Origin of the sequence: Micromonospora sp. CA-111912 (assembly GCF_050948415.1) — a bacterium.
Taxonomy (GTDB): domain Bacteria; phylum Actinomycetota; class Actinomycetes; order Mycobacteriales; family Micromonosporaceae; genus Micromonospora.
In genome coordinates, this window is the sequence record NZ_CP192007.1 from 2,433,595 (window position 1) to 2,457,545 (window position 23,951).

Annotated in this window: 16 protein-coding genes; 10 read left to right on the forward strand and 6 right to left on the reverse strand. The window is 72.7% G+C overall.

What is annotated here, in order from left to right; genetic code table 11:
- The first annotated feature begins 135 nt into the window (after nt 1-135).
- Together ACQPZO_RS10185 and ACQPZO_RS10190 are read left to right on the forward strand one after the other, a co-directional pair.
- Nucleotides 136-333 carry a hypothetical protein gene (locus ACQPZO_RS10185; protein WP_433349127.1) on the forward strand — a complete coding sequence of 66 codons (198 nt, stop codon included), beginning with the start codon at nt 136-138 and terminating at the stop codon, nt 331-333.
- Nucleotides 334-349: 16 nt separating this feature from the next.
- On the forward strand, nt 350-1,546 hold the full coding sequence (locus tag ACQPZO_RS10190; protein ID WP_433349129.1) for a helix-turn-helix domain-containing protein: 1,197 nt from the start codon (nt 350-352) through the stop codon (nt 1,544-1,546).
- Between the two features lie 13 nt (nt 1,547-1,559).
- Here the strand turns inward: ACQPZO_RS10190 and ACQPZO_RS10195 are convergent, their stop codons facing one another.
- On the reverse strand, nt 1,560-2,054 hold the full coding sequence (locus ACQPZO_RS10195) for a DUF3592 domain-containing protein (protein ID WP_433349131.1): 495 nt from the start codon (nt 2,052-2,054) through the stop codon (nt 1,560-1,562).
- 878 nt (nt 2,055-2,932) lie between these two features.
- Here ACQPZO_RS10195 and ACQPZO_RS10200 point away from each other — a divergent pair.
- Nucleotides 2,933-6,145 carry an RHS repeat-associated core domain-containing protein gene (locus ACQPZO_RS10200; protein WP_433349134.1) on the forward strand — a complete coding sequence of 1,071 codons (3,213 nt, stop codon included), beginning with the start codon at nt 2,933-2,935 and terminating at the stop codon, nt 6,143-6,145.
- Between the two features lie 1,048 nt (nt 6,146-7,193).
- Here ACQPZO_RS10200 and glgA read toward each other — a convergent pair.
- Nucleotides 7,194-8,405 (reverse strand): glycogen synthase, encoded by a 1,212-nt coding sequence (gene glgA, locus ACQPZO_RS10205; RefSeq protein WP_433349136.1) that lies wholly within the window; start codon nt 8,403-8,405, stop codon nt 7,194-7,196.
- A 70-nt stretch (nt 8,406-8,475) separates the two neighbouring features.
- On the opposite strand from glgA, the gene glgC reads away from it, so the two are divergent.
- Together glgC and pgm are read left to right on the forward strand one after the other, a co-directional pair.
- Nucleotides 8,476-9,708: a glucose-1-phosphate adenylyltransferase gene (glgC, locus tag ACQPZO_RS10210; protein WP_433349138.1), complete on the forward strand. Its 1,233-nt coding sequence runs from the start codon at nt 8,476-8,478 to the stop codon at nt 9,706-9,708.
- A 66-nt stretch (nt 9,709-9,774) separates the two neighbouring features.
- A complete protein-coding gene (pgm, locus tag ACQPZO_RS10215) occupies nt 9,775-11,418 on the forward strand; it encodes a phosphoglucomutase (alpha-D-glucose-1,6-bisphosphate-dependent) (protein WP_433349140.1) in 1,644 nt (547 codons plus the stop codon).
- On the opposite strand, the gene ACQPZO_RS10220 is transcribed toward pgm, so the two are convergent.
- The 4 genes from ACQPZO_RS10220 to ACQPZO_RS10235 all read right to left on the reverse strand — a co-directional run bounded on the left by ACQPZO_RS10220 (nt 11,405) and on the right by ACQPZO_RS10235 (nt 17,582).
- Nucleotides 11,405-12,178, reverse strand: a complete 774-nt coding sequence (locus ACQPZO_RS10220) for a GNAT family N-acetyltransferase (protein ID WP_433349142.1) — start codon at nt 12,176-12,178, stop codon at nt 11,405-11,407. The genes pgm and ACQPZO_RS10220 overlap by 14 nt on opposite strands.
- The gene (locus tag ACQPZO_RS10225) at nt 12,163-12,858 is read right to left on the reverse strand and encodes a sugar transferase (RefSeq protein WP_433349144.1); all 696 of its coding nucleotides are present in this window, start codon (nt 12,856-12,858) and stop codon (nt 12,163-12,165) included. The genes ACQPZO_RS10220 and ACQPZO_RS10225 overlap by 16 nt, the downstream gene beginning before the upstream one ends.
- Nucleotides 12,859-13,085: 227 nt before the next feature.
- On the reverse strand, nt 13,086-16,196 hold the full coding sequence (locus ACQPZO_RS10230; RefSeq protein ID WP_433349146.1) for a M14 family zinc carboxypeptidase: 3,111 nt from the start codon (nt 16,194-16,196) through the stop codon (nt 13,086-13,088).
- A gap of 108 nt (nt 16,197-16,304) precedes the next feature.
- On the reverse strand, nt 16,305-17,582 hold the full coding sequence (locus ACQPZO_RS10235) for a glycosyltransferase (RefSeq protein WP_433349148.1): 1,278 nt from the start codon (nt 17,580-17,582) through the stop codon (nt 16,305-16,307).
- A 108-nt stretch (nt 17,583-17,690) separates the two neighbouring features.
- On the opposite strand from ACQPZO_RS10235, the gene ACQPZO_RS10240 reads away from it, so the two are divergent.
- From ACQPZO_RS10240 to ACQPZO_RS10260, 5 genes are all read left to right on the forward strand, one after another.
- The gene (locus ACQPZO_RS10240) at nt 17,691-18,818 is read left to right on the forward strand and encodes a glycosyltransferase (protein WP_433349150.1); all 1,128 of its coding nucleotides are present in this window, start codon (nt 17,691-17,693) and stop codon (nt 18,816-18,818) included.
- A 3-nt stretch (nt 18,819-18,821) separates the two neighbouring features.
- The gene (locus ACQPZO_RS10245; RefSeq protein ID WP_433349152.1) at nt 18,822-20,126 is read left to right on the forward strand and encodes a glycosyltransferase family 4 protein; all 1,305 of its coding nucleotides are present in this window, start codon (nt 18,822-18,824) and stop codon (nt 20,124-20,126) included.
- Nucleotides 20,127-20,225: 99 nt separating this feature from the next.
- Nucleotides 20,226-21,158, forward strand: a complete 933-nt coding sequence (locus ACQPZO_RS10250; protein ID WP_433349154.1) for an NAD-dependent epimerase/dehydratase family protein — start codon at nt 20,226-20,228, stop codon at nt 21,156-21,158.
- A complete protein-coding gene (locus ACQPZO_RS10255) occupies nt 21,158-22,567 on the forward strand; it encodes a lipopolysaccharide biosynthesis protein (RefSeq protein WP_433349156.1) in 1,410 nt (469 codons plus the stop codon). Before ACQPZO_RS10250 ends, ACQPZO_RS10255 begins: the two co-directional genes overlap by 1 nt.
- Complete coding sequence (locus ACQPZO_RS10260) at nt 22,548-23,948, forward strand: glycosyltransferase family protein (protein WP_433349158.1); 1,401 nt, start codon at nt 22,548-22,550, stop codon at nt 23,946-23,948. The genes ACQPZO_RS10255 and ACQPZO_RS10260 overlap by 20 nt, the downstream gene beginning before the upstream one ends.
- Nucleotides 23,949-23,951 lie beyond the last annotated feature (3 nt).

Genomic DNA, 23,951 nt, shown 5'->3' on the forward strand with positions numbered 1-23,951 from the left:
TGTTGACTCTGTACTCACTGCACTCTAAGTTGCGAGTAGAGGTCCTCTCGTCAGCAGCGGAGCACCTCTACTGGCGGGGTGGTCTCCCCTTGCCACCCCGCCCTCTGCCCTGACACTCTCCGCTAGGAGGCACAGATGCCCGAGCGCCCGCATGACGGTCCGCTGCCGGCGGCGTACCCGGTTCCGGGTGCCCGGCCTCCGCACCCCGACGGGGACCGGGTGCCCTGTCCGCCCCGCCCGGACCGCAGGCCCCTCACCCGGCGGCAGTACACCTATGGCCTCACGGTCGCGCTGGTCGTACTCGTGCTGCTCCTGCTCGGGATCTTCGGATGAGCGGGACGGGTCGGCGGTGAACGAGTTGCCGGTGGGCCGGCGGGTCGCCCAGTGGCGGGTGCGGCGGAACATGACGCAGCAGCAGTTCGCCGACCGCCTCGGCAAGTCGAAGAGTTGGGTGGACAAGGTCGAGCGCGGGGTGCGCCGGCTTGAACGGGTCTCCAACCTGCGGGAGATCGCCGACGCGCTTCGTATCGATCTGGAGGCCCTGCTCGCGGAGCGGCCGGGGCAGCCGGACCCCGCCGCCGCAGGCGTGGAGCGGGTCCGGGCCGCCCTGGCCCGGTACCACGTCGAGGCCTCGACCCGGCCGCCCGACGTCGCGGAGCTGCGGGCCCGTCTGGGCCACGCGGAGCAGAGCTACCGGCACGCCCGTTACCCGGAGCTGCTGACCCTGCTGCCCGGCCTGCTCGACGCCGCCCGCGCGGCGCGGGCCACCCGCCCCGGCCGGGCGACCGACGACCTGTTGGTACCCGTGTACGGGCTCATCGCCCTGGTGCTGGTGAAGGTCGACCAGGGGGAGCTGGCCTGGCTGGCCGCCGACCGGGGGATGGCCGTCGCCATGGCCACGAACGACCCGAAGGTGGCCGCCGTCGCCACCGTGCCGCTGGCTCAGGCCCTGAGGTACGGCGGCCGGCAACGGTCCGCGATGGAGGCTGCCGTCGTCGCCGCCCATCGCATCATGCCGCCCCGGCCCGGTGCCGATCCTCCGGCCGATCCGTCCCTGCTCGGCACCCTGCTGCTCCAGGCCGCCCTCGCCGCCGCCGGGCGGGGGGACGAATGCGACGTCCAGGAACTGCTCGCCCAGGCTGCGGAGGCCGCCCAGGCCGCGCGGACTGCGGAGGCCGTCCGGGACGTCGGGGTCGGCGACGGAGGCTTCGGGCGGGCGGCGGTCGAGGCCGCCCGGGTGGTGGCCGAGGCGGCCCTCGGGGACGTCGCGGCGGCGGTGGTACGGCACGAGCGGCTGACGGCCGGCGACGAGTGGCGGTGGCTGCCGCCCGAGCATCGGGCCGCGTACCTCATCGACGCCGCCCGCGCGTACGCGCAGACGGGCGACATGCTCCGGGCGGGCCGGGCGCTGCTGGACGCGGAACGCACCGCGCGCGGCGAGGTGCACGACCGGCCGGCGGTACGGGACGTGGTCGCCGTCGTGGCACGCTCCGCCGCTGCCCCGGCCGGCGTGGCCCGGCTGGCCGCCACCCTGCACGTCACCTGATCCCAGCCTGCCGTCAGGCGAAGTGGCGCCCGGACCGCCAGTCCTCGGCGTTCTCGCGCCACATCGACCAGGTGCGCCACAGGAAGACGGCACCCCCCGATCCCAGCGCCGCACCCAGGCCGAAGCCAACCCACGCGGTGAGGTGGTCGTCGCCGATGCGCACGTCGCGGACGATCGCGTCGGGGGAGGCGGGGTCGTAGAGCACGGTGGCCGCATCGCCCACCCGCGGCCGTGGATTCCAGTAGTAGTCGGTGATCTGCGTGACGACGTGGTGGCCGTCGGCGGTGGTGAACGAGGCCACCACGTACGAGTTCTGCCCGAGGCCGTGTACTTCCAGCACCGTCGCCGCAGCGTGCACGCCGTACGTGTTCAAGCGGTGGGTGCGGTAGGCCGAGTCGATTCCGAGCAGCAGGAGCCCCACCGCTGCGAACAGCAGGACCACGAGGCTGAGCAGGGGGTGGCGCAGCCAGTACCCGGGCAGCCAACGGCTGCGCAGCCGGTTTGGCACACGTCTTCTCCGCCAACCCATGCCGCCATCCTGCCGGCCGTTGGCAAGAGTGGCCTTGCTGCCTCACCCGAACAGCGAGCGGTAGAGCTCAGGGTGCGGGCGGCGCCGAGTACACCGCCGGGCAGCCCTGCACCACCGAAACCGACGACACCGGCCTGCGGCAGTGGCAGAAAGACGAAACCAACGCCGCGATCGGCCAGCACCTCCCCGCAGCTCAGCCACCAGGCCCTCGACCTCGGCGGCGCATCCGGGTGAACGGCCGGGCCTTGCCGTCGGGGCCGAGCCAGACCACGTTGCGCCCCAGCGCGCCCGACGGACTCCGGCTCCCGTATACAGCGTGATCACGTAGAGCTACCGACTGGAGCTGATTCGCGTGCTTATGCAGCTTTGGTCCCTTCCGTTTGTAATCGTCCTTGACCTGCCGTCTGGTCGGCAGATAGCTTGTGTCAAAGCAATGATTGATGGATGACAATTAGCGGCATCTACGGGGGATACATGAGTCAGGACGAGAGCCGAAATTTACCCAGCTCGCGGTGTTGACGATGCGCATTGTTGCGCTCTCCTGCGGGCTCACGGTCGCGGCGTGGCTTGTTCCGCTGTTCGCGGAGGCGGCGTCCCGCGTTAATCGGGATCTGGCATCTCTGGCAGGGGTGGAGCCGACGTGTGAGGCGGTCGTTCACCAGCGGTGCGCCGACGACTGACCGAGCATCAACTTTCGCGAGACAGTATTTTTCTACTTCTTACCTTCTTGGCGCCTGCATAGCCGGGTGCTGTTTCAGCCTGCGCCGGTTCCGGTTTGTGTCGTGCCGGGTGCGGTGAAGTGTGTCCAATTTCCGGTGGAAACAGGTCTGCCGGTCATCCATTGATCAGGGGTGTTCATGGTTCAACGTCATGCGGCTATAGGGGTGGCGTCCGCGCTGCTGGCCGCTTCGGTGCTGGCGGTTCCGCCGGCCGTGTCCGCCGCGCCTGCGGCGGCGAAGGAGACGACGTCGACGCCGCAGGTGTCGCCGCGGTCGTCGTCGAAGGTGTGGTTGTTCAACAGTCCGCGGCGTCAGGCGCTGCCGGTGTCGGCCGCGGGGGCGGCGCCGTCGGTGCCGAAGGGCACCGGGCCGGTGCGCAACGGCACGCAGGTGTCGTTCTCGCTGACCGACCGCCTGGAGGCGAAGGTCAACGTCGGGTCCGGCAACCTGATGCTGCTTAGCACGGACCTGACGCTGCCGGGGATCGCCGGGAACGTAACGCTCGGCGCGGCGTTCAACAGCCTGATGCTGGGCAGTGACCTGGCGGTCGGGGCGCACGGCCCGGGTTGGCGGACCCGCTCCGGGCAGGACGTCAAGCTCTACCCCGCCGACGACGGTTCGGTGACCTACGCGGCCGCCGACGGGGTGGTGGGTAAGTTCACGGCCTCCGGTTCGGCCTACACCTCGCCCGGGGAGCTCAAGGCCACCCTCGCGCACAACGGCACGGGGTGGAAGCTGACCGAGCACGGCAGCGGTAAGGAGTTGTTCTTCACCTCCGACGGTCTGTTGGACAAGACCGAGGACCGCAACGACAACGTCACCGACTACGTCTACAGCGGCGGGCAGCTCACCCAGGTGACGTCGGACCGGGGCGGCGCGTACGCCCGCAAGGCGACCGCGACGTTCGCCAACGGCCGGCTGACGAAGTACCAGCAGAGCGACGGATACGACGTGCTGCGGGAGGTGACCTACGAATACGACACCAACAACCGGCTCAAGGCCATCCAGACCCCGGCGTCGGCCCGGCGGTGGGCGTTCGAGTACAACACCGCCGGTGACCTGGTGAAGATCTGGACCAAGGACGACACCTACAGCACCGTCACCTACGACGGTCAGCACCGGGTCACCTCGTTCACCCAGGTCACCAACAACGCCACCGGCCAGGGCGCGACGACCCGGTTCGCCTACCCCACCTCGTCGCAGACCAAGGTCGCCGACCCCCGGCAGGACCTGTCCCAGCCGGTCGCGTCGGTGCCACACACCACCTACGACCTCAACAGCGACAAGCGGGTCACCAAGACCACCGACCCCGCCGGCAACGAGCGCTCCAAGACCTACACCCCGTTCAGCGACGTCGCCACCGACGTCAGCCCCGAGGGCAGCACCGTCACCAACACGTACGGCGCCAACGCCGGCGAGTCGCTGACGAAGTCCGCCTCCCCCTCCGGGGCGAGCGCCTCGGCGGCGTACGCCAACGCGGCGACCTCGACGAACCCGACGGCGAACTTCCAGCCGTCCTCGTCGATCGACACCCAGAGCAACTCCTCCACCTACACCTACAACGGCGCCGGTAACCGCACCTCCACCGCCGACGCCCTCGCCGCCAAGGCCGACGTCGACTACAACACCAACGGCACCGTCAAGTCCTCCACCGACCCGGCGAACACCAACAACCCCACCACCTACACCTACGACAGCGACAAGCAGATCACCACGCTGACGCCGCCCACCGGCAACGGCCTGGCGGTGAAGACGTTCACCTACGACGTCCTCGGCCGGATCGCCACCGTCACCCAGGGCGGGTGCACCACCACGAACGAGTGGAGCAAGGACGACCGGGTCCAGAAGACCAGCTACTCCGGCTGCGGCACCCTCACCGACGTGACCTTCGTGTACGGCCGGGCCGGCAACGCGATCAGCCGCACCGACTCCACCGGCACCACCACCTGGGAATACGACCAGCTCAACCGGCTGCACAAGCGCACCAACCCCGGCACCGCCGCCTTCGTCTACGAGCACGACCTCGCCGGCAACCTCACCGAGTTGACCGACGGCCGGGGCACCACCACGAACTACTACAACACCCGCAACTGGCTGGTGCGCACCGACACCGCCAGCGCCACCCGCTACAACTACTCCTACGACAAGGACGGCAACCGCCTCAACACCTGGTTCGCCACCGACGCGACCAACAGCGTCTACGCCCTGCGGGTCAAGACGGTCTACGACAAGTCCGACCGGCCCACCCGCATCACCGCCACCCGCAACTCCGCCGCCCCCGCCACCGTCTTCGACGTCACCTACTGCTACGCCGAGTACACCTCCGGGCAGCCCTGCTCCACCGCCACCGCCGACGACACCGGCCTGCGCCAGTGGCAGAAGGACGAGGTGTCCAGTGCGATCAGCGAGTTCACCTACGACAACGCCAACCGGCTGACCAAGGCCACCAACTACAACAGCAAGACCTACGAATACGCCTACAACAGCAACGGCAACCGCACCAGCGTCAAGGTCGACGGCACCACCACCCAGACCCTGACCTACAACACCGCCAACCAGATCACCACCACCTACAACACCTACGACAACCGCGGCAACCAGACCCGCGCCAGCAGCCCCACCGTCAACCCCATGACCTACAACGGCGCCAACCAGATGACCGCCGCGAACACCGGCACCTACGCCTACGCCGGCACCGACCAGGTCGAACTCACCCGCGCCGGCACCACCACCCTGCAGTACGGCTACGAGGACCAGAACGGCATGCCCTGGCTGCAGTCCTGGACCGCGAGCGGCAGCACCGTCTACGTCGAACGCGACGCCATCGGCACCCCCCTCGGCCTGCGCATCGGCACCACCGACACCGCGTTCGTCCTCGACGGACTCGGCACCCCCGTCGCCGCCGTCAAGGCCAACGGCACCCTCGCCGCCACCTACAAGTACGACCCCTACGGCAACGCCACCACCACCGACGAAACCAACCTCGGCACCACCAACCTCATCCGCTACACCGGCGGCACCTACGACTCGACCACCGGGCTCACCAAGTTCGGACAACGCTGGTACAACCCCCAACAGGGCCGCTTCACCCAACAGGACAACCTCAGCTTCATCGGCAGCCCGAAGACCGGCAACCGGTACGCCTACGCGGCTTGCAACCCGGTGAACTACCTCGACCCGACTGGCCAGACATGTAAGACTAAAGTTTTGGCCACAGTTGCAGCGGCGATCATCTTCGAAGTCGCTGTCTTGACAACCCCCGTAACTATCGCGAGCGGCGCCGTCGCCGTGGCAAGCCTGTTTGCGTTCGGGGCGGAAGGCAAGGAGATGGTCGATGAATGCGGATGGTAGGAGTTCCATTTGAAACAGAAATTGCTTCGCTATCTCCTGGTATTAGCGATGCTCCTGGCAGGAACGGCTGCGACCGTGGAGATCGCGACTAGCGGTTGGCGTTCAGCGGGACTATCCGTAGCGATCTTACTCATGAGCGTCCTGCTGCTCATCCTCATTATGCGCAAGAAGTCATCGCGGCAGTAGTACAGGAGGCCTGGTGAGTCGTCATCGGCACTGCGCTTATCGTCGGTGGAGCGATTCTGTTGGCGATAGGATTGGCGGCGTGGCTTCGTCGTCGGCGGCGCAACCACTAACCCCTTTTCGGTGACCTATGGGCCGGGGCGCGGATTGAACACAATCCGCGCCCCGGCGGCGCTTAAGGAAGCTCAGGAACTCCCGCCAGCGTTTGCGGCCGCGGATGCCTGCTCGGTGCTGTTCCCGGCAGGACCGCGTGGGGCCTGTCGGGCGGCAACCCCATTGTTGCAGGACGAGACAGCTTACTCCGAGAAGTTGGCCAGAGACGCCATCTGGCGTGACGAGCGGAGTATGCAACTCCTTTTGACTTGCCGCCACGTTGGCGTCAGCCGCTACCTCTCGCCGTAGTGACCGCTGCCGTCGCCGCGCACCGCATCACGCCGCCCCGGTTCGGTGCCGATCCTCGCGCCGACCCGTCCCTGCCGGGGACCTGCTGCTCCAGGCCGGCCTGGCCGCCGCCGACCGGGGCGACGGGCGCGGGGCCTGCGACCTGCTCGACCGGGCGGGGCAAGCGGCCCGCGAGGCCGAGGCCGCCGGCATCGCGGGCGGCGTCGTCGCGGTCGAGGCCGCCCGGGTGGTCGCCCGGGCCGGGCGGTGCTGGAGGCCGAGCGCACCGCGCGCGGCAAGAGGTGCACGACCGCCCGGCGGCACGGCACCTGGTGGCCGTCGTGGCGCGTTCCCCCACCGCGCCCGCCGGCCTGACCCGCCTCGCCGCCACCCTCCGCGTCACATGACGTCGGTCACCGGCGCGACCCGGCCCGACCGACCCGGCCCGACGTCGGTCACCGCCCCGGCACCACCATGTCACCCGTCAGAGTAGGGAGCGGTAGAGCGCCAGGGTCTGCTCGGCGACGGTGTCCCAGGAGAAGTGCTTGACGGCGCGCCGCCGCCCGGCCCGGCCGAACTCGGCGGTGCGGGTCGGGTCGGCCAGCACCTCGTTGATCGTCGCCGCCAGGTCGGCCACGAAGCGGTCCGGGTCGAGTGGCCGGCCCGAGCCGTCGCCCGCCTGGTCGATGGGCACGAGCAGCCCGGTCTCGCCGTCGGCGACGACCTCGGGGATGCCGCCGGTGGCGGTGGCCACCACGGCCGTCTCGCAGGCCATCGCCTCCAGGTTGACGATGCCCATCGGCTCGTATACCGACGGGCAGGCGAAGACTGTGGCGTGGGTGAGCACCTGGATCACCTCGTGCTTGGGCAGCATCTCGGCCACCCAGACCACTCCGGACCGGTTCGCCCGCAGCTCCGTGACCAGGCCCTCGACTTCGGCGGCGATCTCGGGGGTGTCGGGGGCCCCGGCGAGCAGCACGAGCTGGGTGTCGGCCGGCAACTCCCGGGCCGCCCGCAGCAGGTAGGGCAGCCCCTTCTGCCGGGTGATCCGCCCCACGTACACGACGCTCGGGCGGGCCGGGTCGATGCCGAGCCGGTCCATCACGTCGGTGCCGGTGTCCGGGGCGTACTGGATGGTGTCGATGCCGTTGTGGAGCACCCGCACCCGGTCCGGGTCCACCATCGGGTACGCCGCCAGCACGTCCGCGCGCATTCCCGCGCTCACCGCCACGATGGCGTCGGCCGACTCGTACGCCGTGCGCTCGCACCAGGAGGACAACGCGTAGCCGCCGCCGAGCTGCTCGGCCTTCCACGGTCGCAGCGGCTCCAGGCTGTGCGCGGTGACCACGTGCGGGACGCCGTGCAGCAGCTTCGCGGTGTGCCCGGCGAAGTTGGCGTACCAGGTGTGGCTGTGCACCACGTCGGCCCCGGCGCAGCCGGCGGCCATCTCCAGGTCGACGCCCATGGTGCGCAGCGCGGCGTTCGCGCCGGCCAGGCCGGCCGGCTCGGCGTACGCGGTGACGCCCGGCTCGGTGCGGGGCGCGCCGAAGCAGTGCACCCGTACGTCGGCGAGCCGGCGCAGCTCCCGGGCGAGGTACTCGACGTGTACCCCGGCCCCGCCGTACACCTCCGGCGGGTACTCGCGGGTGAGCAGGTCGACGCGGAGTGCTGCCGTGGCCGGGGAGGAGTCGGTCATGCCCGCACCCTAGTGCAGAAGTCCGCCCGTCCGAGTGGTGAAGTGGCGGGCGGGTGGTTAGCGTCTGGTCATGGCTGACAAGGTGCTCGCGATCGTCCTGGCCGGTGGGGAAGGCAAGCGCCTGATGCCGCTCACCACGGACCGGGCCAAACCGGCCGTCCCGTTCGGCGGGATGTACCGCATGGTCGACTTCGTCCTGTCCAACCTCGCCAACGCCAGCTTCCTCAAGATCGTTGTGCTGACCCAGTACAAGTCCCACTCACTGGACCGGCACATCACCAAGACGTGGCGGATGTCGACGCTGCTCGGCAACTACGTCACGCCGGTGCCGGCGCAGCAGCGCCGGGGCCCGTGGTGGTTCGCCGGGTCGGCCGACGCCATCTACCAGAGCTTCAACCTGGTCCACGACGAGCAGCCGGACTACGTGATCGTCTTCGGCGCGGACCACATCTACCGGATGGACCCCCGGCAGATGGTGGACGACCACATCGCCTCGGGCGCCGGGGTGACGGTCGCGGGCATCCGCCAGCCGCTCTCGATGGCCGACCAGTTCGGCGTGATCGAGGTCGGCGAGGACGGCCGGCGCATCCGGGCGTTCCGGGAGAAGCCCACCGACGCTGCCGGGCTGCCCGACGCGCCGGACCAGGTCTACGCCTCGATGGGCAACTACGTGTTCACCACGAAGGTCCTCCTGGAGGCCGTCGAGCGGGACGCGGAGGACAAGACCAGCAAGCACGACATGGGCGGCAGCATCATCCCGATGATGGTCGAACGGGGCGAGGCGAACGTCTACGACTTCCGCGACAACGAGGTGCCCGGCAGCACCGACCGCGACCTCGGCTACTGGCGGGACGTGGGGACGCTCGACTCGTTCTACGACGCGCACATGGACCTGATCAACGTGCACCCGGTGTTCAACCTCTACAACTTCGAGTGGCCCATCTACACCGATCAGCCGCCGTACCCGCCGGCGAAGTTCGTCCACCAGTGGGGCGAGCGGGTCGGCCGGGCCGTGGCGTCGATGGTCTCGCCCGGCGCGGTGATCTCCGGCGGCCTGGTGGAGAACTCGATCGTCTCGCCGAAGGTCAAGGTGCACTCCTGGGCGCACGTCGACGGCGCGGTGCTGATGGAGGGGGTCGAGATCGGCCGGCACGCCGTGGTCCGCCGCGCCATCCTGGACAAGAACGTCATCGTTCCCGAGGGGGCCGAGATCGGTGTCGACCTGGAGAAGGACCGGCAGCGCTACACCGTTTCCGACAACGGGATCGTGGTGATCGGCAAGGGCCAGCGGGTCGAACCCTGAGTCACGTGTGACCCCGGCCGTCTCCGGGAAAGAGTCAGCGTCCGTCCCGTCCCTGGAGGTTGCGCAGTGGCCCACCCCCGTGCCGGTCAACCCGCCGAGCCCGCCGACCTGGTCGACGTGCCCCGGCTGGTCACCGCCTACTACGCCGAGCACCCCGATCCGGACGACCCGACGCAGCAGGTGTCCTTCGGCACCTCCGGGCACCGGGGGTCGAGCCTGCGCAACGCGTTCAACTCCGACCACATCCTCGCCGTCACCCAGGCGCTCTGCGACTACCGCCGGGAGCAGGGCCTCGACGGTCCGCTCTTCCTCGGCCGGGACACCCACGCGCTGTCCGCCCCGGCGGCCGTCGACGCGCTGGAGGTGCTCGCCGCCAACGGGGTCACCGTGCTGCTGGACAGCCGCGACGGCTACACCCCCACCCCGGCGGTGTCGCACGCCATCCTCACCCACAACCGGGGCCGCACCTCCGGCCTGGCCGACGGCATCGTGATCACCCCGTCGCACAACCCGCCCGACGACGGCGGGTTCAAGTACAACCCGACCAACGGCGGTCCGGCGGACACGGACGTCACGAGGTGGATCCAGGACCGGGCGAACGCGATCCTCGCCGCCGGGCTCAAGGAGGTGCAGCGCATCCCGTACGCGCGGGCCCGCGCCGCCGACACCACCGGTGAGTACGACTTCCTCGGCCGCTACGTCGACGACCTGCCCGCCGTGGTCGACCTCGACGCCGTCCGGGACGCCGGGGTGCGCATCGGCGCCGACCCGCTCGGCGGGGCCAGCGTGGCGTACTGGGGGGAGATCGCGCAGCGGCACCGCCTCGACCTCACGGTGATCAACCCGACGGTCGACCCGACGTGGCGGTTCATGACCCTCGACGGCGACGGCAAGATCAGGATGGACTGCTCGTCGCCGAACGCGATGGCGTCGCTGATCGCCGCCCGGGCCGACTACCAGGTCTCCACCGGCAACGACGCCGACGCCGACCGGCACGGCATCGTCACCCCCGACGGCGGCCTGATGAACCCCAACCACTTTCTGGCGGTGGCGATCGGCCACCTGTTCCGCACCCGGTCGCAGTGGGGCCCGGCCGCCGCCGTCGGCAAGACCCTGGTCTCCTCCTCGATGATCGACCGGGTCGCCGCCGACCTGGGCCGGCCGCTGCTGGAGGTGCCGGTCGGGTTCAAGTGGTTCGTGCCGGGCCTGCTCGACGGGTCCGTCGGCTTCGGCGGCGAGGAGAGCGCGGGGGCGTCGTTCCTGCGCCGCGACGGGAGCACCTGGACCACCGACAAGGACGGCATCCTGCTCTGCCTGCTCGCCTCGGAGATCATCGCGACCACGCAGAAGACGCCGAGCCAGCACTGGGCCGAGCTGGCCGAGCGGTTCGGCGCCCCTGCGTACGCCCGGATCGACGCACCGGCGAGCCGGCAGGAGAAGGCGGTGCTCGCCAAGCTCTCCCCGGACCAGGTGACCGCGACCGAGCTGGCCGGCGAGCCGATCACCGCGACGCTGACCACCGCCCCGGGCAACGGCGCGGCGATCGGCGGGCTCAAGGTGACCACCGCGTCCGGCTGGTTCGCCGCCCGTCCCTCCGGCACCGAGGACGTCTACAAGATCTACGCCGAGTCCTTCCAGGGCCCCGACCACCTGGCCCGGATCCAGCAGGAGGCGCGGGAGCTGGTCTCGGCGGTGCTCAACCGGGCGTGACGGGCCGCAGCATCCTGGTGAACCGGGCGAAGCCCTCGGCGTCCCACCCGTCCCGGACGGCCCAGGCCCGGGTGGCGCCGAGCGGCCCGGCGAGCGTCGTGGCGAGCCCGCCGGCCTCCGGGCCGGCGGGCACCCGCAGCGTCGGGCCGACCGCCCGGACGGTCACCGGGCCGGCGGCGGTGAGCACCCGCAGGTCGCCGAAGCCGTAGGCGGCGCGGTGGGCGGCGAAGGCCGGCCAGTCGGCGAAGCGGGGTCCGGGGCCGGCCCCCGCCGCGATCGGCACCTCCGCCCAGGAGCTGTGCGACCGGCCGGCGAAGCCGAAGCGCCGGTACAGCCGCCGGGCGCCGGCATTGTCGCGCGACACGTCCAGGGCCAGCGCGGCGCACCGCAGCCGGCGGGCCAGCCGCAGGCCGTCGGCCAGCAGCGCGCCGCCCAGGCCCGAGCCCCGCGCCCCCCGGGCCACCGCGATCCCGTTGAGCAGCAACTGCCGCCCGAGCCACCGCCAGTCCGCCACGGCCAGCACGTCCGTGCCGTCCCGGACGCAGCGCAGCAGGACGGTGCGGGAGCCGGCCGGAGGGGCCAGCGCGGCGGACAGGAACGCGGCGTACCCGGGCGCGTGGTACGGCACCAGGCCCGCGCAGTCGGCCGGGATCGCCTCGGCCAGCAGCCGGGTGACCGGGCCCAGCGCGGGGTCGGCGGGCCCGTCGAGGGCGGTGACCCCGGCGGTGACCCCGGCGGCGGCGGTCAGGACGGCAGGCACGTGAGCTGCCGCTCCTGGTCGAGGTCCAGCATGTGCGCGGACGGGTCGAGGACGACGCCGGTGCCCCGCAGCACCTTCCCGACCGTGCGGACCAGGATCCACAGGTCCAGCCGCAGCGACCACTCGTCGACGTAGCGGGTGTCCAGGGCGAGCCGGTCGTCCCAGGCGAGGGTGTTGCGCCCGCTGATCTGTTGCAGGCCGGTCAGCCCGGGCGGCATGAGGAAGCGACGCCGCTCCGGGTCGGAGTACCAGGGGTCGTAGCGGGGCAGCAGGGGCCGCGGGCCGACCAGGCTGAGGTCCCCGCGCAGGACGTTCCAGAGCTGGGGCAGCTCGTCGATGCTGAGTCGACGCAGGACGGGACCGACCCCCCGGCAGCGGACCCCGTCGGGCAGCAGGACACCGTCGGCGTCGCGCTCGTCGGACATCGTCCGCAGCTTGTAGATCCGGAACCGCCGCCCGTGCCGGCCGGTCCGGACCTGGCTGAAGCACACGGGCGGGCCGAACTGGGCCAGCACGAGCAGCGCGGCGACCGCCACGAGCGGCGCGGTGAGCACCAGTATGGCCAGCGCCAGCAGCACGTCGACGGCGCGCTTGACCCGCAGTTGGGCGGACGAGGGACGCCCGCTCACCGGGCGGTTACCGATCCCCGTGGTGTCGCCAGCTGCCAGGCGAACGTTCACGTTCCGACCTCCCAGGACTCGACGGTGAACAGGCCGAATCGTGTTTCTATCAGCCTTGGGAGGCTTTTGTATGATGTTTCCGATTTCTGCTCTCGGACCGCTTCCCGGCACCGGAGGCGCGGCGGCGCGTCGACCCCGGCGCGCCGGGCGGACACACGGGTGCGCCGGCGGCATCCCACCACCGGCGCACCCGTCACCCGGTCAGCGGCGCACCGCGCCGCGCGACGTCACCGGCGGGAACCGCCGAGCAGGTGGGTCAACGACCGGGCCACCAGATCGTTGCGGGCCGCCGGTGCCAGCCCCTCCAGGCCGAAGCCGAGGTAGACGGTGTCCCGGGTGACCACCGCCGCCCCCTCCTCGAACGCCTGCTGGCTGCGCGACCAGTCGTTCGCCCCCGGCGCGGAGCCGGGCGGCGGGCCGGACACCGTCCAGCCGCCCAGGTCGGCGGCCTCGAACGAGGTCTCGCTGACCGTGGCGCCGTCGACGATCACCCGGGCGTCGTCGAGGAAGACGCCGAGCCCCTGGGTGCCCCAGTCGGAGACGGACGAGATGGAGATCTCGACCTTCTTGCCCGCGTACGCCGACAGGTCGACCGCGAACTCCTGCCAACCGCCGGACGCGCCGGTGGCGGCGTGCCAACTCCCGGTGCTGCCGGTGGGGGAGCAGTCGGTGCCCTGGTAGTGGGCCAGGAACGGGTGCAGCTCGTTCGCCCAGCCGGCCTCGCAGCTCTCGCCGGTGGCGGTGCCGGTGTGCCCGTTGGCGTCCGGCAGGGTGGTCCAGTCGTCGCTGCCCACCTCGTGCGCCTCGACGGTCAGGAAGTCCCAGTTCTCCTCGATGTCGTAGGAGGTGAAGAAGCGGAGCTGGGCGCTGCCGGCCGAGGTCAGGTCGACGGTCCGGGTGAGTCGCTTGTACGACTCGTCGGCCCGGCCGCTGTACAGGTACCACTCGCCGGTACGCGGGTCGAACGGCGCGCTGCCCGGGCGGACCCAGTCCACCGTGGCCGCCCCGCCGAACTGCGGGAACTCGTCCGGCGGCAGGAAGCTCGACGTGGTCAGGAACGACGCGGTGTGGTCCTGGTTGCCGGCCGAGCCGTCGGCGTTGAGCCGGCCGGCGAACCCGGCGAAGGCCCCGGCGGACCCCTGGACCGGGTACGGCGTCCCGTCGGCGTCGCCGCCCCCGCCGCTGACGTACGTGTACGCCCCCAGCCAGTACTGCTGGAAGTCGTTGAGCACCGGCAGGCAGGTGGCGTCGTCCGGGTCGGTGCACTCCGGCGGGGCATCCGGGCGGTACAGGTAGGAGCCGTTCGCGGCCTGGGCGAACAGCGCGTACTTGCCGCTGACCAGCACCTTGCCGCCCTCGTTGAGGTAGTCGCGCACCGCCAGTTCGGTGGTGAGCGCGGCCTCGGCCGTGGTGCCGCCCACCTGGCCCGGGGCGCGCAGGATCACGTCGTCCCCGGTCTCCCAGACCACCGCCCGGTAGTGCGACAGCACGCCCAGCGGGTGCGGCGCGCGGCGGCCCATCGCGTCGAAGTCGTACACGTCGCTGCTGCGCCCGGCGGCGCTCAGCGCGCCGGCGACCTCGTCGGCGTACTTCGCCGTGGTGGCGTCCTGGACGGGGCTCAGCCCGGTGACGTCCTCCATCGCGAGGACCAGCACGTCCCCGCCGACGTCGGTGTGCACCCGGTAGGTGAACCGTTCGCTGGCCACCGGGCCCTTGCGCGGCTTGACCCCGGTGAACCAGACCTCGACCCGGTCACCGGGTTTCGTGCCGGTCACCGTGCCGCGCTGCTCGGCGTACCAGACGTTGTTGGTGTCCCCGTACCGCTCGCCGCCGCGCCACTCGCGGACCTTGACCGTCTTGGGCCGGCCGCCGTTGATCACGTAGTGCATCCGCACGTCGCGCAGCGCCCGCCGGGCGATCGTGGCCACCTGCTGGGTCCGCCCGTACGAGGTGTCGAAGGCGTCCACCACGAAGTCCGGGGTGCTGCGGCCGACCACCGACACCGGCTCGTCCGGGTCGGCCGCCGACTTCGCCACGGCGAGGGCGAACGGCAGGTTCTTGGCCACCTCGGCGGAGATCAGCTTCTCGTCGTCGGGGAAGACGAAGCCGCTGACGCAGTCCTCCGGCCGCCACTGGTCGTCCGGGTCGACGGCAGAGGCCGTCTCGCAGGTGGACATCTCCGGGGTGAAGCCGAGCGTGCCGTAGCGGACCTGGGCGTGCGAGTCGGTGTCGCCGTTGGTGGTGTACAGCTCGGCGGAGAGGTCCGGGTCGTAGCCGGGCACCGCCGGGTTCGCGTCGTCGCCGGCCATCGCCTGGTAGATCACGTCATCGGGGGTGGGGGTGCTCACCTGCCAGCCAGCGCCGTAGAGCAGCAGTTGGGCCGCCGAGTGGTAGTTGACGAAGAACTCGAAGCCGACCCGCCGGAACAGTCGGTCCAGGGCCTTCGTCTCCGGCTCCGAGCCGGCGGCGGTGCCTCGGTAGGTGTCACTGTTCGGCTCCGGCGAGGAGCCCTCGTTGTCGTACCCCCACCGGTAGCCGAAGTTGCGGTTCAGGTCGACGCCGTCGGCGGTGGTGATCCGCCCGTCGCCGTCGTTGTCCCGCAGGTTCTTGCGCCACAGCCGGTTGCCGGGGGTGAACGTGTGGTCGTAGCCGTCGGGGTTGGCCACCGGCAGGAACCACAGCTCGGTGGTGTTGAGCAGCCGGGTGATCCCGGCGTCCGTGCCGTAGTTGTCGAGCACGTGGTGCAGCAGCCGGCGGGTCATCTCCGGGGTGATCCACTCCCGGGCGTGCTGGTTGCTGGCGTACAGCACCGCCGGGCGCTTCCCGTCCGGCACCGTCCGGGCGTCCCGGGTGACCTTGACCGCGAGGATCGGCTTGCCCTGCACCGTGCGGCCGATGGTCTCCACCTTGGCCAGCTTCGGGAAGCGCGCGGCGGTGGCCGTCAGCTCGTCGCGGATGCCGCCGGCCTCGCTGTACGACCGGAACGCCGACCACCCGGCGGCGGCCTGCTCGCGCAGGGCCTGGGAGGCGTCCCGGCCGTGCACCCGCTTCACGGCCAGCCGGACGCCCTGGCCGGCGAGCCGGTCCGCCTGCCGCCGGCTCAGCACCGTCTCCACGCGGGTGGCCCCGGCCCCGTCGGTGCCGCGTTGGTCGTGGCCGAGGTCGACCCCGGCCGCCCGCAGCTTCTCCCGCTGCTCCGGCGTGACCGTGCCGACGTACACCTCCAGGCCGTCGCGGCCGGCGGGGTCCGACGGTGGCCGGGCGCCCGCCGGCGGGGTCAGCGCCAACGCGCCGACCAGTGTCAACACGCCGGCTATCGCCAGCCGTGCCTTCTTCATCCGCGCTCCTCGGTGTGCAGGGACCTGTAGCGTGAGCCTTCTGGTGCGTGATAGGTATGTCAATGCCTCGATGTGTGGTCGAGGTCGGCGCGGTGCTGATCCGCCCGGTCACCGGCTGACCCCGGACGAACTGGCCGCGCTGGCGGACCTCGCCGGTGCCCCGTCGGGGGCGGCCCCCGGGCCGGCGACGAACGTGCTGACGACCGGGGCCCACAACCGGTAGTCGAAGGACCCGGCTCGTTCCCGGGCGGCCCGGCTCATCGCCCGCCAGCCGACGTCGTCGAGGGCCAGGGCGCGGACCAGCCCGTCCCGGACGTCGTCGGCCGTGGGCCCGGCGAGCACCAGCCCCTCCCGGCCGTCCACGACGTACCGTCCCAGGTCGCTGGTGGAGTTCAGCAGCACCGGGCACCCGGCGGCGAGGCTCTCCGGCACCTTCGAGGGGAAGCCCGCCTGTGCGTACCCGGCCAGGGGCCGGACCAGCACGGAGAAGTGCGACCGGCGCAGCTCCGCCAGCACCCGGTCGCGGGGCACCCGGCCGAGGAAGGTGACCCGGTCGGCCAGCTCCGTGAGCAGGCCCTCGTCGAGGTCCGACAGGCTCGCCGCCCGGTCCCGGTCGAAGCCGGCGATCACCAGGTGGACCCGGTCCCGCTCGGCCCGGGGCAGTCCCCGCACGCCCGTCAGCACCACCGACAGCAGGTCCTTCGGCCCTGCCGAGCCGGCGTAGAGCAGCCGGACCCCCTCGGCGATCGGTGGCGGCGACGCCGGCGCGGTGTGCTCGGCGAGGTCGACCTGCGGCGGTACGACCAGGGTCGGCCGTCCGTGCCGGACGAGGTGCCCGGCGAGCGTCTCGGACACGGCGATCACCCGGTCGGCGAGCCGGCTGGCCAGGAACAGGCCCCACCGGTGCCGCAGGAAGTAGGGGGTGAGCCGGCCCCGGGGGAACTGCTCCGGGTCGTGGCGTTCGAGTACGTCCACCGTCACCTGGCAGCGCGTCGCGACACGCAGCACCGCCCAGGTGGTGAGGTCCAACAGGTTCACCGGCAGGTAGACGCCGGTCAGGTCGCGGGGCCGCACCCCGGCGCGCCGCAGCGCGGCCAGCACCCGCAGCGGCCGGGCACGCCGGCGCAGCCAGCGCGCCAGCGGCCCGTGGGCGCCGCCGCCGAGGTAGATCAGTCGTACGCCCGGCGGCAGGGGCGGATCGGTGGGCGGCCGGGTCCCGTCGTCCGGCCAGTCGTTGACCACAAGGGTGGGCGTGCCGGGCGGGGTGGCGGACCGGGCGAGCTGGAGCAGCCGGTTGGACATCGCGTCGCCGTGCGGGAACCGGAAGGCCGCCAGCGCGAGCAGCCGTGGCGGCTGGGCGGTGTCATCAGCAGATGATGTCGGCATATTCCCCATCTTTGCGTGTCTGGGACTTGTGCCCCATAGATCGGTTTAGTGTAGGCACTCCGGCGGGGCGGGGCCCGTCTCCTGCCTGGCGCGTCGATAGGAGCGGGTGTGGACCTGAGCACTGACCTGGCTGGTATCGGGCGCGCGGGGCCCGGGACCCGCACCCGTCCCGTGGTGGTGCAGCACTCGGCCGGGACGCCGGGCGCGAACGGGCCGCTCACCGCCGTCGAACGGGTCCTCGCCTCCCGGCTGGCCGACCGGTACGACTTCGTCCGGATGCACCAGACCAGCGGCAACGGCGCGCTCAACGTCGGCCTGCTGCGGGACTGGGTCGCCCTGCTGCGCCGGGTCCGGCCCGACCTGGTGCACGTGCGCGGCCTGCAGAACGAGGGGTTCCACGGCGTCCTCGCGGCCCGGCTGGCCGGCTGCCGGCGGGTCCTGGTCACCGTGCACGGGACCGTGCGGGACCTGCGGCGGGTCGACCGCCCGGTGCGTCGCGCGCTGCTGGTGCGCGGCGCCGAGCCACTGACCCTGCGGGCGGCCAGCCACGTCGCGACGGTCTGCGAGTACGCCGCCGGCCGGGACTTCCTGCGCGGCTGCACCGACCGGTTCCTCGGCGTCATCCCGAACGGGGTGCCCGTGCCGGCGCGGCCGGACGCGGCCCGGGACCGGATCCGCGCCGACCTCGGGCTGCGCCCCGACGACCTGGCGATGATCGTGGTGGCCCGGCTGACCTGGGAGAAGGGCTTCGGCGTGCTGGCCGAGGCGCTGCGCCGGCTCCCACCTTCCCCGGACCGCCCGGTGCTGCTGGTGGCCGGCGACGGCCCGGCCCGCGCCGACGTCGAGGCGGCCCTGCGAGGTGCCGGCACGGCGCGGGTACGGATGCTCGGCAACCGCGCCGACGTGCCGGACCTGCTCTGTGCCGCCGACCTGTTCGTCTTCCCCACCCTGCACGAGAACTTGTCCAACGCCCTGCTGGAGGCGATGGCCCACGGGTTGCCGGTGGTGGCCTCGGCGGTGGGCGGCAACGTGGAGGTGCTGCGCGACGGCGGCGGGCGGTTGGTGCCGGCCGGAGATCCGACGGCGTTGGCCGACGCGCTCGCCGCGCTGCTGGGCGACGCCGGGACCCGGGCGCGGCTCGGCGCGCGGGCCCGCCGCACGGTCGTCGACCGGTACAGCCTGGACGCGATGCTCGGGGCGCTGGACACGGCGTACCAGCGGATCCTGGCGGGCTGAGCGGTGCCGGCCGGCGACGCGCGTGACCCGGAGGTGCCGCCCGGGGTCGTCCTGCTCGGCTTCACGCTGCCCGACGAGGCGCTGGACCGGGTGATGGCCGGGGACGCCGTCCACTCCACCCAGACCCACGCCTTCGCCTGGGGGCTGGTGAGGGCGTTGCGCGACGCCGGCTGCCCGGTCCGGCTGCTGTCCGCCGCCCCGGTCTCCACCTACCCCCGCAACCCCCGGATCCGGTACCGGGCCGCCCGGTTCCGCCACGCCGGGGTGGACGGCCAGCTCCTCGGCTTCGTCAACCTGCTCGGCCTCAAGCACCTCACCCGGTTCGTCGCGGCCTGCCGGCGGGGCTCCCGGATGCTGCGGGAAGAGCCCGCCGACGTGCTGCTGGTCCACGGGGTGCACACACCGTTCCTCTGGGCCGCCCTGGTGCTGGGCCGGCTGCGCGGGGTCCGGGTCGTGCCGGTGCTGACCGACCCGCCGGGGGTGCCGCTGCCGCACGAGGGCCGGCTGGTCCGGCTGCTGCGGTCCGTGGACGTCGCGCTGGTCCGGGCCGCCCTGCGCCGGTGCGCCGGCGTCGTCGCCCTGACCGGGCCGCTCGCCGAGGACTTCGCGCCCGGCCGTCCCCGGCTGGTGCTGGAGGGGATCTGCGCCCCGCCGGTCGCGGTCCGGCCCCGGGCCGACGTCGCCGCCGCCCGGCAGATCGGGTACGCCGGCGGGCTCAGCCGCGCCTACGGCGTGGACCGCCTGGTCGAGGCGTTCCGCGGGCTGCCGGGGCCGGACCTGCGGCTGTGCGTCTTCGGGCGGGGCGAACTGGCGGGGTGGCTGCACGAGCAGGCCGCGCTCGACCCGCGCGTCGCGCCACCGCGGCTGCTGGACCGAGCCGACCTGGCCGGGTGGCTCGCCGGGGCGGCGGTGCTGGTCAACCCCCGGCCGGTCGACCAGCACTTCGTGCCGTACTCGTTCCCGTCCAAGCTCATCGAGTACCTCTCGGCGGGGGTCCCGGTGGTGACCACCCGGCTGCCCGGCATCCCCGCCGACTACGACCCCCACCTGGTGTACGCCGACGACGACAGCGCCGCCGGGCTCCGGGACGCGATCCGGCGCGTGCTGGAGCTGCCCCCGTCGACGGCCGCCGCGCTCGGCGCGGCGGGACGGACCTTCGTCGCCGAGACCAGGAACCCGGCCGCGCAGGGCCGCCGGCTGCGGGCGTTCCTCGGCGCGCTCGGTTCCGCCGCCGGCCGGATCGACGCCGGCGGGCACCGGGCCGGGGGCGCCCGGCAGCCGGCCCCTCCTCCGTCCCTTTTGCAGTAACTTGCCGGATCGGCGGTCGTTGTTCAGCGGGTGGCCCGGCTACGCGCCGGCCGCCGCCGTGCAGACCGACCAGTGCTGGGGGAGATCGTGAAGGTAGTGGTGACCGGAGGCGCCGGTTTCATCGGCGCCAACCTGATCCGGGCGCTGTGCGAGGCCCCGCAGGTGACCGACGTGGTGGCGGTCGACGACCTCTCCACCGGTGCGGTGGAGAACCTGCTCGACGTGCCGGTCCGGCTGGCGCGGGGCACCGTCCTCGACCCGGACCTGCTCGACGAGGCCTTCGTCGGCGCGCAGAGCGTGGTGCACCTGGGCGCGCTGGGCTCGGTGCCCCGCTCCATCGACCGGCCGCTGCCCAGCCACCACGCGAACGCCACCGGCACCCTGATGGTGCTGGAGGCAGCCCGGCGGCACGGGGTGCCCCAGGTCGTCCTCGCGTCGTCCTCCTCGGTGTACGGGGCGAACCCCGTGCTGCCCCGGCGGGAGACGCTGCGTCCGATGCCGGTCAGTCCGTACGCCGTGTCCAAGCTGGCCGCCGAGGCGTACGCCCTGTCCTACGCGTCCTGCTACGGGCTGTCCGTGCTGCCGTTCCGCTTCTTCAACGTGTTCGGCCCCCGGCAGGCGGCACACCACGCGTACGCCGCCGTGGTGCCCCGCTTCGTCGCCGCCGCGCTCGCCGGCCGGCCGCTGCTGGTGCACGGCGACGGCCGGCAGACCCGCGACTTCACCTACGTGGGCAGCGTGACGGCGGTGATCGTGGAGGCGGTGCTGCGCCGGGTGGCGGCGCCCGACGCGGTCAACCTGGCGTTCGGGGCCCGGGTGTCGCTGCTCGACCTCGTCTCCGAGTTGGAGGACGTGCTCGGCCGCCGGCTGCCGGTGGTGCACGAGCCGCCCCGCCCCGGCGACGTGCGCGACTCGCAGGCCGACTGCGGTCGGCTGCGGGAGCTGTTCCCCACGGCCCGCCCCGTGCCGCTGCGCGTCGGTCTGGAGGAGACCGTGGCCTGGATGGCCGGCCACGTGCTCGCCGGACACTAGTGCCGAGCGTCCCGGCCGGACTCGTCGAGCGGGAGAGACCCCCGCCCGGGGCCCACCGGCGCGCGCCCGACCGCACCCGCCGGCTCGTCACCGGCGTCTGCACCGCCGTGCTCAGCCGGCTGGCCGGGTTCGTGGTCCCGATCGTGCTGGTCCCGGTGACGCTGCCCTACCTCGGCACCGACCTGTACGGCCTCTGGATGGCCGTGGCCGCGCTCGCCGGGATGGCCGCCTTCGCCGACCTCGGCCTGGGCAGCGGCCTGATGACCAAGCTGGCGCCCTGCCAGGCGGCCGGCGACCACGAGCTGGCCCGTCGCTACGTCTCCAGCGCCTACCTGACGCTGTCCGTGCTGGCGGTCGCCCTCTGCGGCGTGCTCTGGCTGCTCGCCGACGCGGTGCCCTGGGCGTCGGTGTTCAACACCACCGGTCAGATCACGCCCGGGCAGGCGCGGACGATCGCCCTGACCTGCCTCACCGCGTTCGTGCTCAACGTGCCGCTGTCGCTGATCGTCCGGGTCCAGTACGCCTGCCAGCAGGTCGCCCGGAGCAACCTCTGGCAGGCCGGGGCGGGCCTGGTCGGGCTGGTGGTGGTGCTCGGCATCGTCCGGGCCGGGCTGCCACCGGTGACGATCATCGCGGCCTCGGCCGTCGCGCCGCTGGTGGTCAACCTGCTCAACAGCCTCTGGTTCTTCTGGCGCGACGGCTCCCAGATCCGGCCCCGGCTGCGCTGCGTCGACCCGCGAGCCGCCCGCGAGCTGCTGAGCCTCAGCGGGCTGTTCTTCGTGGTGACCGTGGTGACGTCCGTCGCGACCAGCGTGGACACGCTGATCGTCGCCCACGCCCTCGGCCTGTCCGCCGTCGCCGCCTACGTGGTGCCGGCGAAGCTGCTCGCCCAGCTCGGCCAGCTCGTGGTGCTGGTGAACGTGCCGCTCTGGCCGGCCAACGGGGACGCCCTGGCCCGGGGTCAACTGGCCTGGGTGCGGCGGATCACCCGCCGGATGACCGTCGTCTCGGTGCTGGCCACCCTGCTGCCCACGGTCGTCCTGACGTTCGCCGGTCAGCAGCTCCTCGACGCCTGGCTGCCCGTGCCGATCGGGGCCGACCCGTGGCTGCTGGCCGGGCTGGGCGCCTGGTGGGTGGTGCAGGCGGCGCTCTCGCCGCGCTTCATGGTGCAGAACGCCGCCGGCGTGGTCACCCCGCAACTGGTCGGCTGGGCGGTGTTCGCCGTCCTGTCGCTGGTCGGCAAGTGGTACGGAGCCTCCTGGTTCGGGCTCTGGGCGGTCCCCTGGGTCGCGGTGGCCGGGTTCGCGCTCACCGTCGTCCCCGCCGCCCTGTACGGCTACCGCAAGGCGCTGCGCCGGGCCGGGCGTCCGACGCCGGAATGGAGATCCGATGGACAACTGGTCGGCTGAGGAACATCCGCGGGTGCTGGTCGTCGGCGCGGCGGTGTTCGGCCGCACCTCGGGCACCGGGATCACCCTGTCCAACCTCTTCGCGGGCTGGCCTCGACAGCGGCTGGCCCAGCTCTACGCCGAGGACCGGGAACCCGACACGGACGTGTGCCAACGGTTCCTGCGGCTCGACCCGCGCTCCGCGCCCGTGGAGTACCACCTGTTCCGCTGGCGGGCCCGGACCACCCGGGGGACGTCGTCGGGTGCGCGGAACCGCTCGGCCGTCGGCGGGGCGCGGAACGGGTCGGCTGTCGGCGGGGCGGGCGTCGAGCCGGGGCCGCTGCGCGCCCGGATGCGGGCAGAGCTGCGGGCGTTCGTCGACCTCAGCCCGCTGCGGGTGCCCGCCGGGACGCGCCGGTGGCTGCGGGAGCAGCGCCCGCAGGTGGTCTACGCGACGCTGGGCAGCATCCGGCAGATGCGGCTGGCAGTGCTGGCGGCCCGGGAGTGCGGGGTGCCGCTGGTGCCGCACTTCATGGACGACTGGCCCACCACCCTGTACACCGACCGGCAGACGCTCGGCGTCGCCCGGCCCGTGCTGCTCGCCGGGGTCCGGGAGGTGGTCCGGCACTCGTCGTACGGACTGGGGATCAGCGAGCCGATGGCGCGGGAGTACCAGCGCCGCTACGGGCTGCCCTTCGCGGCCTTCGGCAACTGCGTCGACCCGGCGGACTTCGCCGACCGGCCGGGCCCGGCCCGGCCCGCCGGGGCGGTGCTGGACCTCGTGTACGTCGGCGGGCTGCACCTGGACCGTTGGCGGTCGCTGCGCCGGGTCGGCGAGGCCCTTGGCCGGCTCGCCGCCGACGGCCTGCGGGCGCGGTTGACCGTGCACGCGCCCCCGCAGGACCTGGACCGGTACGGCGAGCGGCTCGGGCTGCCCGGCGTCCGGCTGGGCCGGTCGCTGGCCAGCGACGAGGTCGCCGCGGTGCTGCGCCGCGCCGACGTGCTGGTGCACGTCGAGTCGTTCGCCGAGGAGCACCGCCACTACACCCGGTACTCGCTGTCCACCAAGATCCCCCAGTATCTCGCCGCCGGCCGCCCGGTGCTCGGCTTCGGCCCGGCGGAACTGGCCTCGATGGCCCACCTGGGCGCGGCCGGGGCCGGCGCGGTGGTCGGCGTCGACGATCCCGACCGGCTGGCCCGGGAGGTCGCCCGGCTCTGCGCGGATCCCGCGCTGCGCGAGCGGCTGGGCCGGCAGGGGCTGGCCTTCGCCGTCCGCCACCACCGGGCGGACCAGGTGGCTGCCCGGTTCGCCGAGACCCTGGCGCGGGCCGCCCGGCGGCCGGTCGGTCCCGCGCCGGAGTCCCGGCGCGACCCGGCCGGGGCAAGGGCCGGCCTGGGGTGAGGG

Bases quoted from the DNA above. Each gene is read 5' to 3' on its own strand.
- ACQPZO_RS10185 (WP_433349127.1), top strand. From the start codon at position 136: ATGCCCGAGCGCCCGCATGACGGTCCGCTGCCGGCGGCGTACCCGGTT.
- ACQPZO_RS10200 (WP_433349134.1), top strand. From the start codon at position 2,933: ATGGTTCAACGTCATGCGGCTATAGGGGTGGCGTCCGCGCTGCTGGCC.
- glgA (WP_433349136.1), bottom strand. From the start codon at position 8,405: ATGACCGACTCCTCCCCGGCCACGGCAGCACTCCGCGTCGACCTGCTC.
- glgC (WP_433349138.1), top strand. From the start codon at position 8,476: ATGGCTGACAAGGTGCTCGCGATCGTCCTGGCCGGTGGGGAAGGCAAG.
- ACQPZO_RS10230 (WP_433349146.1), bottom strand. From the start codon at position 16,196: ATGAAGAAGGCACGGCTGGCGATAGCCGGCGTGTTGACACTGGTCGGC.
- ACQPZO_RS10235 (WP_433349148.1), bottom strand. From the start codon at position 17,582: ATGCCGACATCATCTGCTGATGACACCGCCCAGCCGCCACGGCTGCTC.
- ACQPZO_RS10260 (WP_433349158.1), top strand. From the start codon at position 22,548: ATGGACAACTGGTCGGCTGAGGAACATCCGCGGGTGCTGGTCGTCGGC.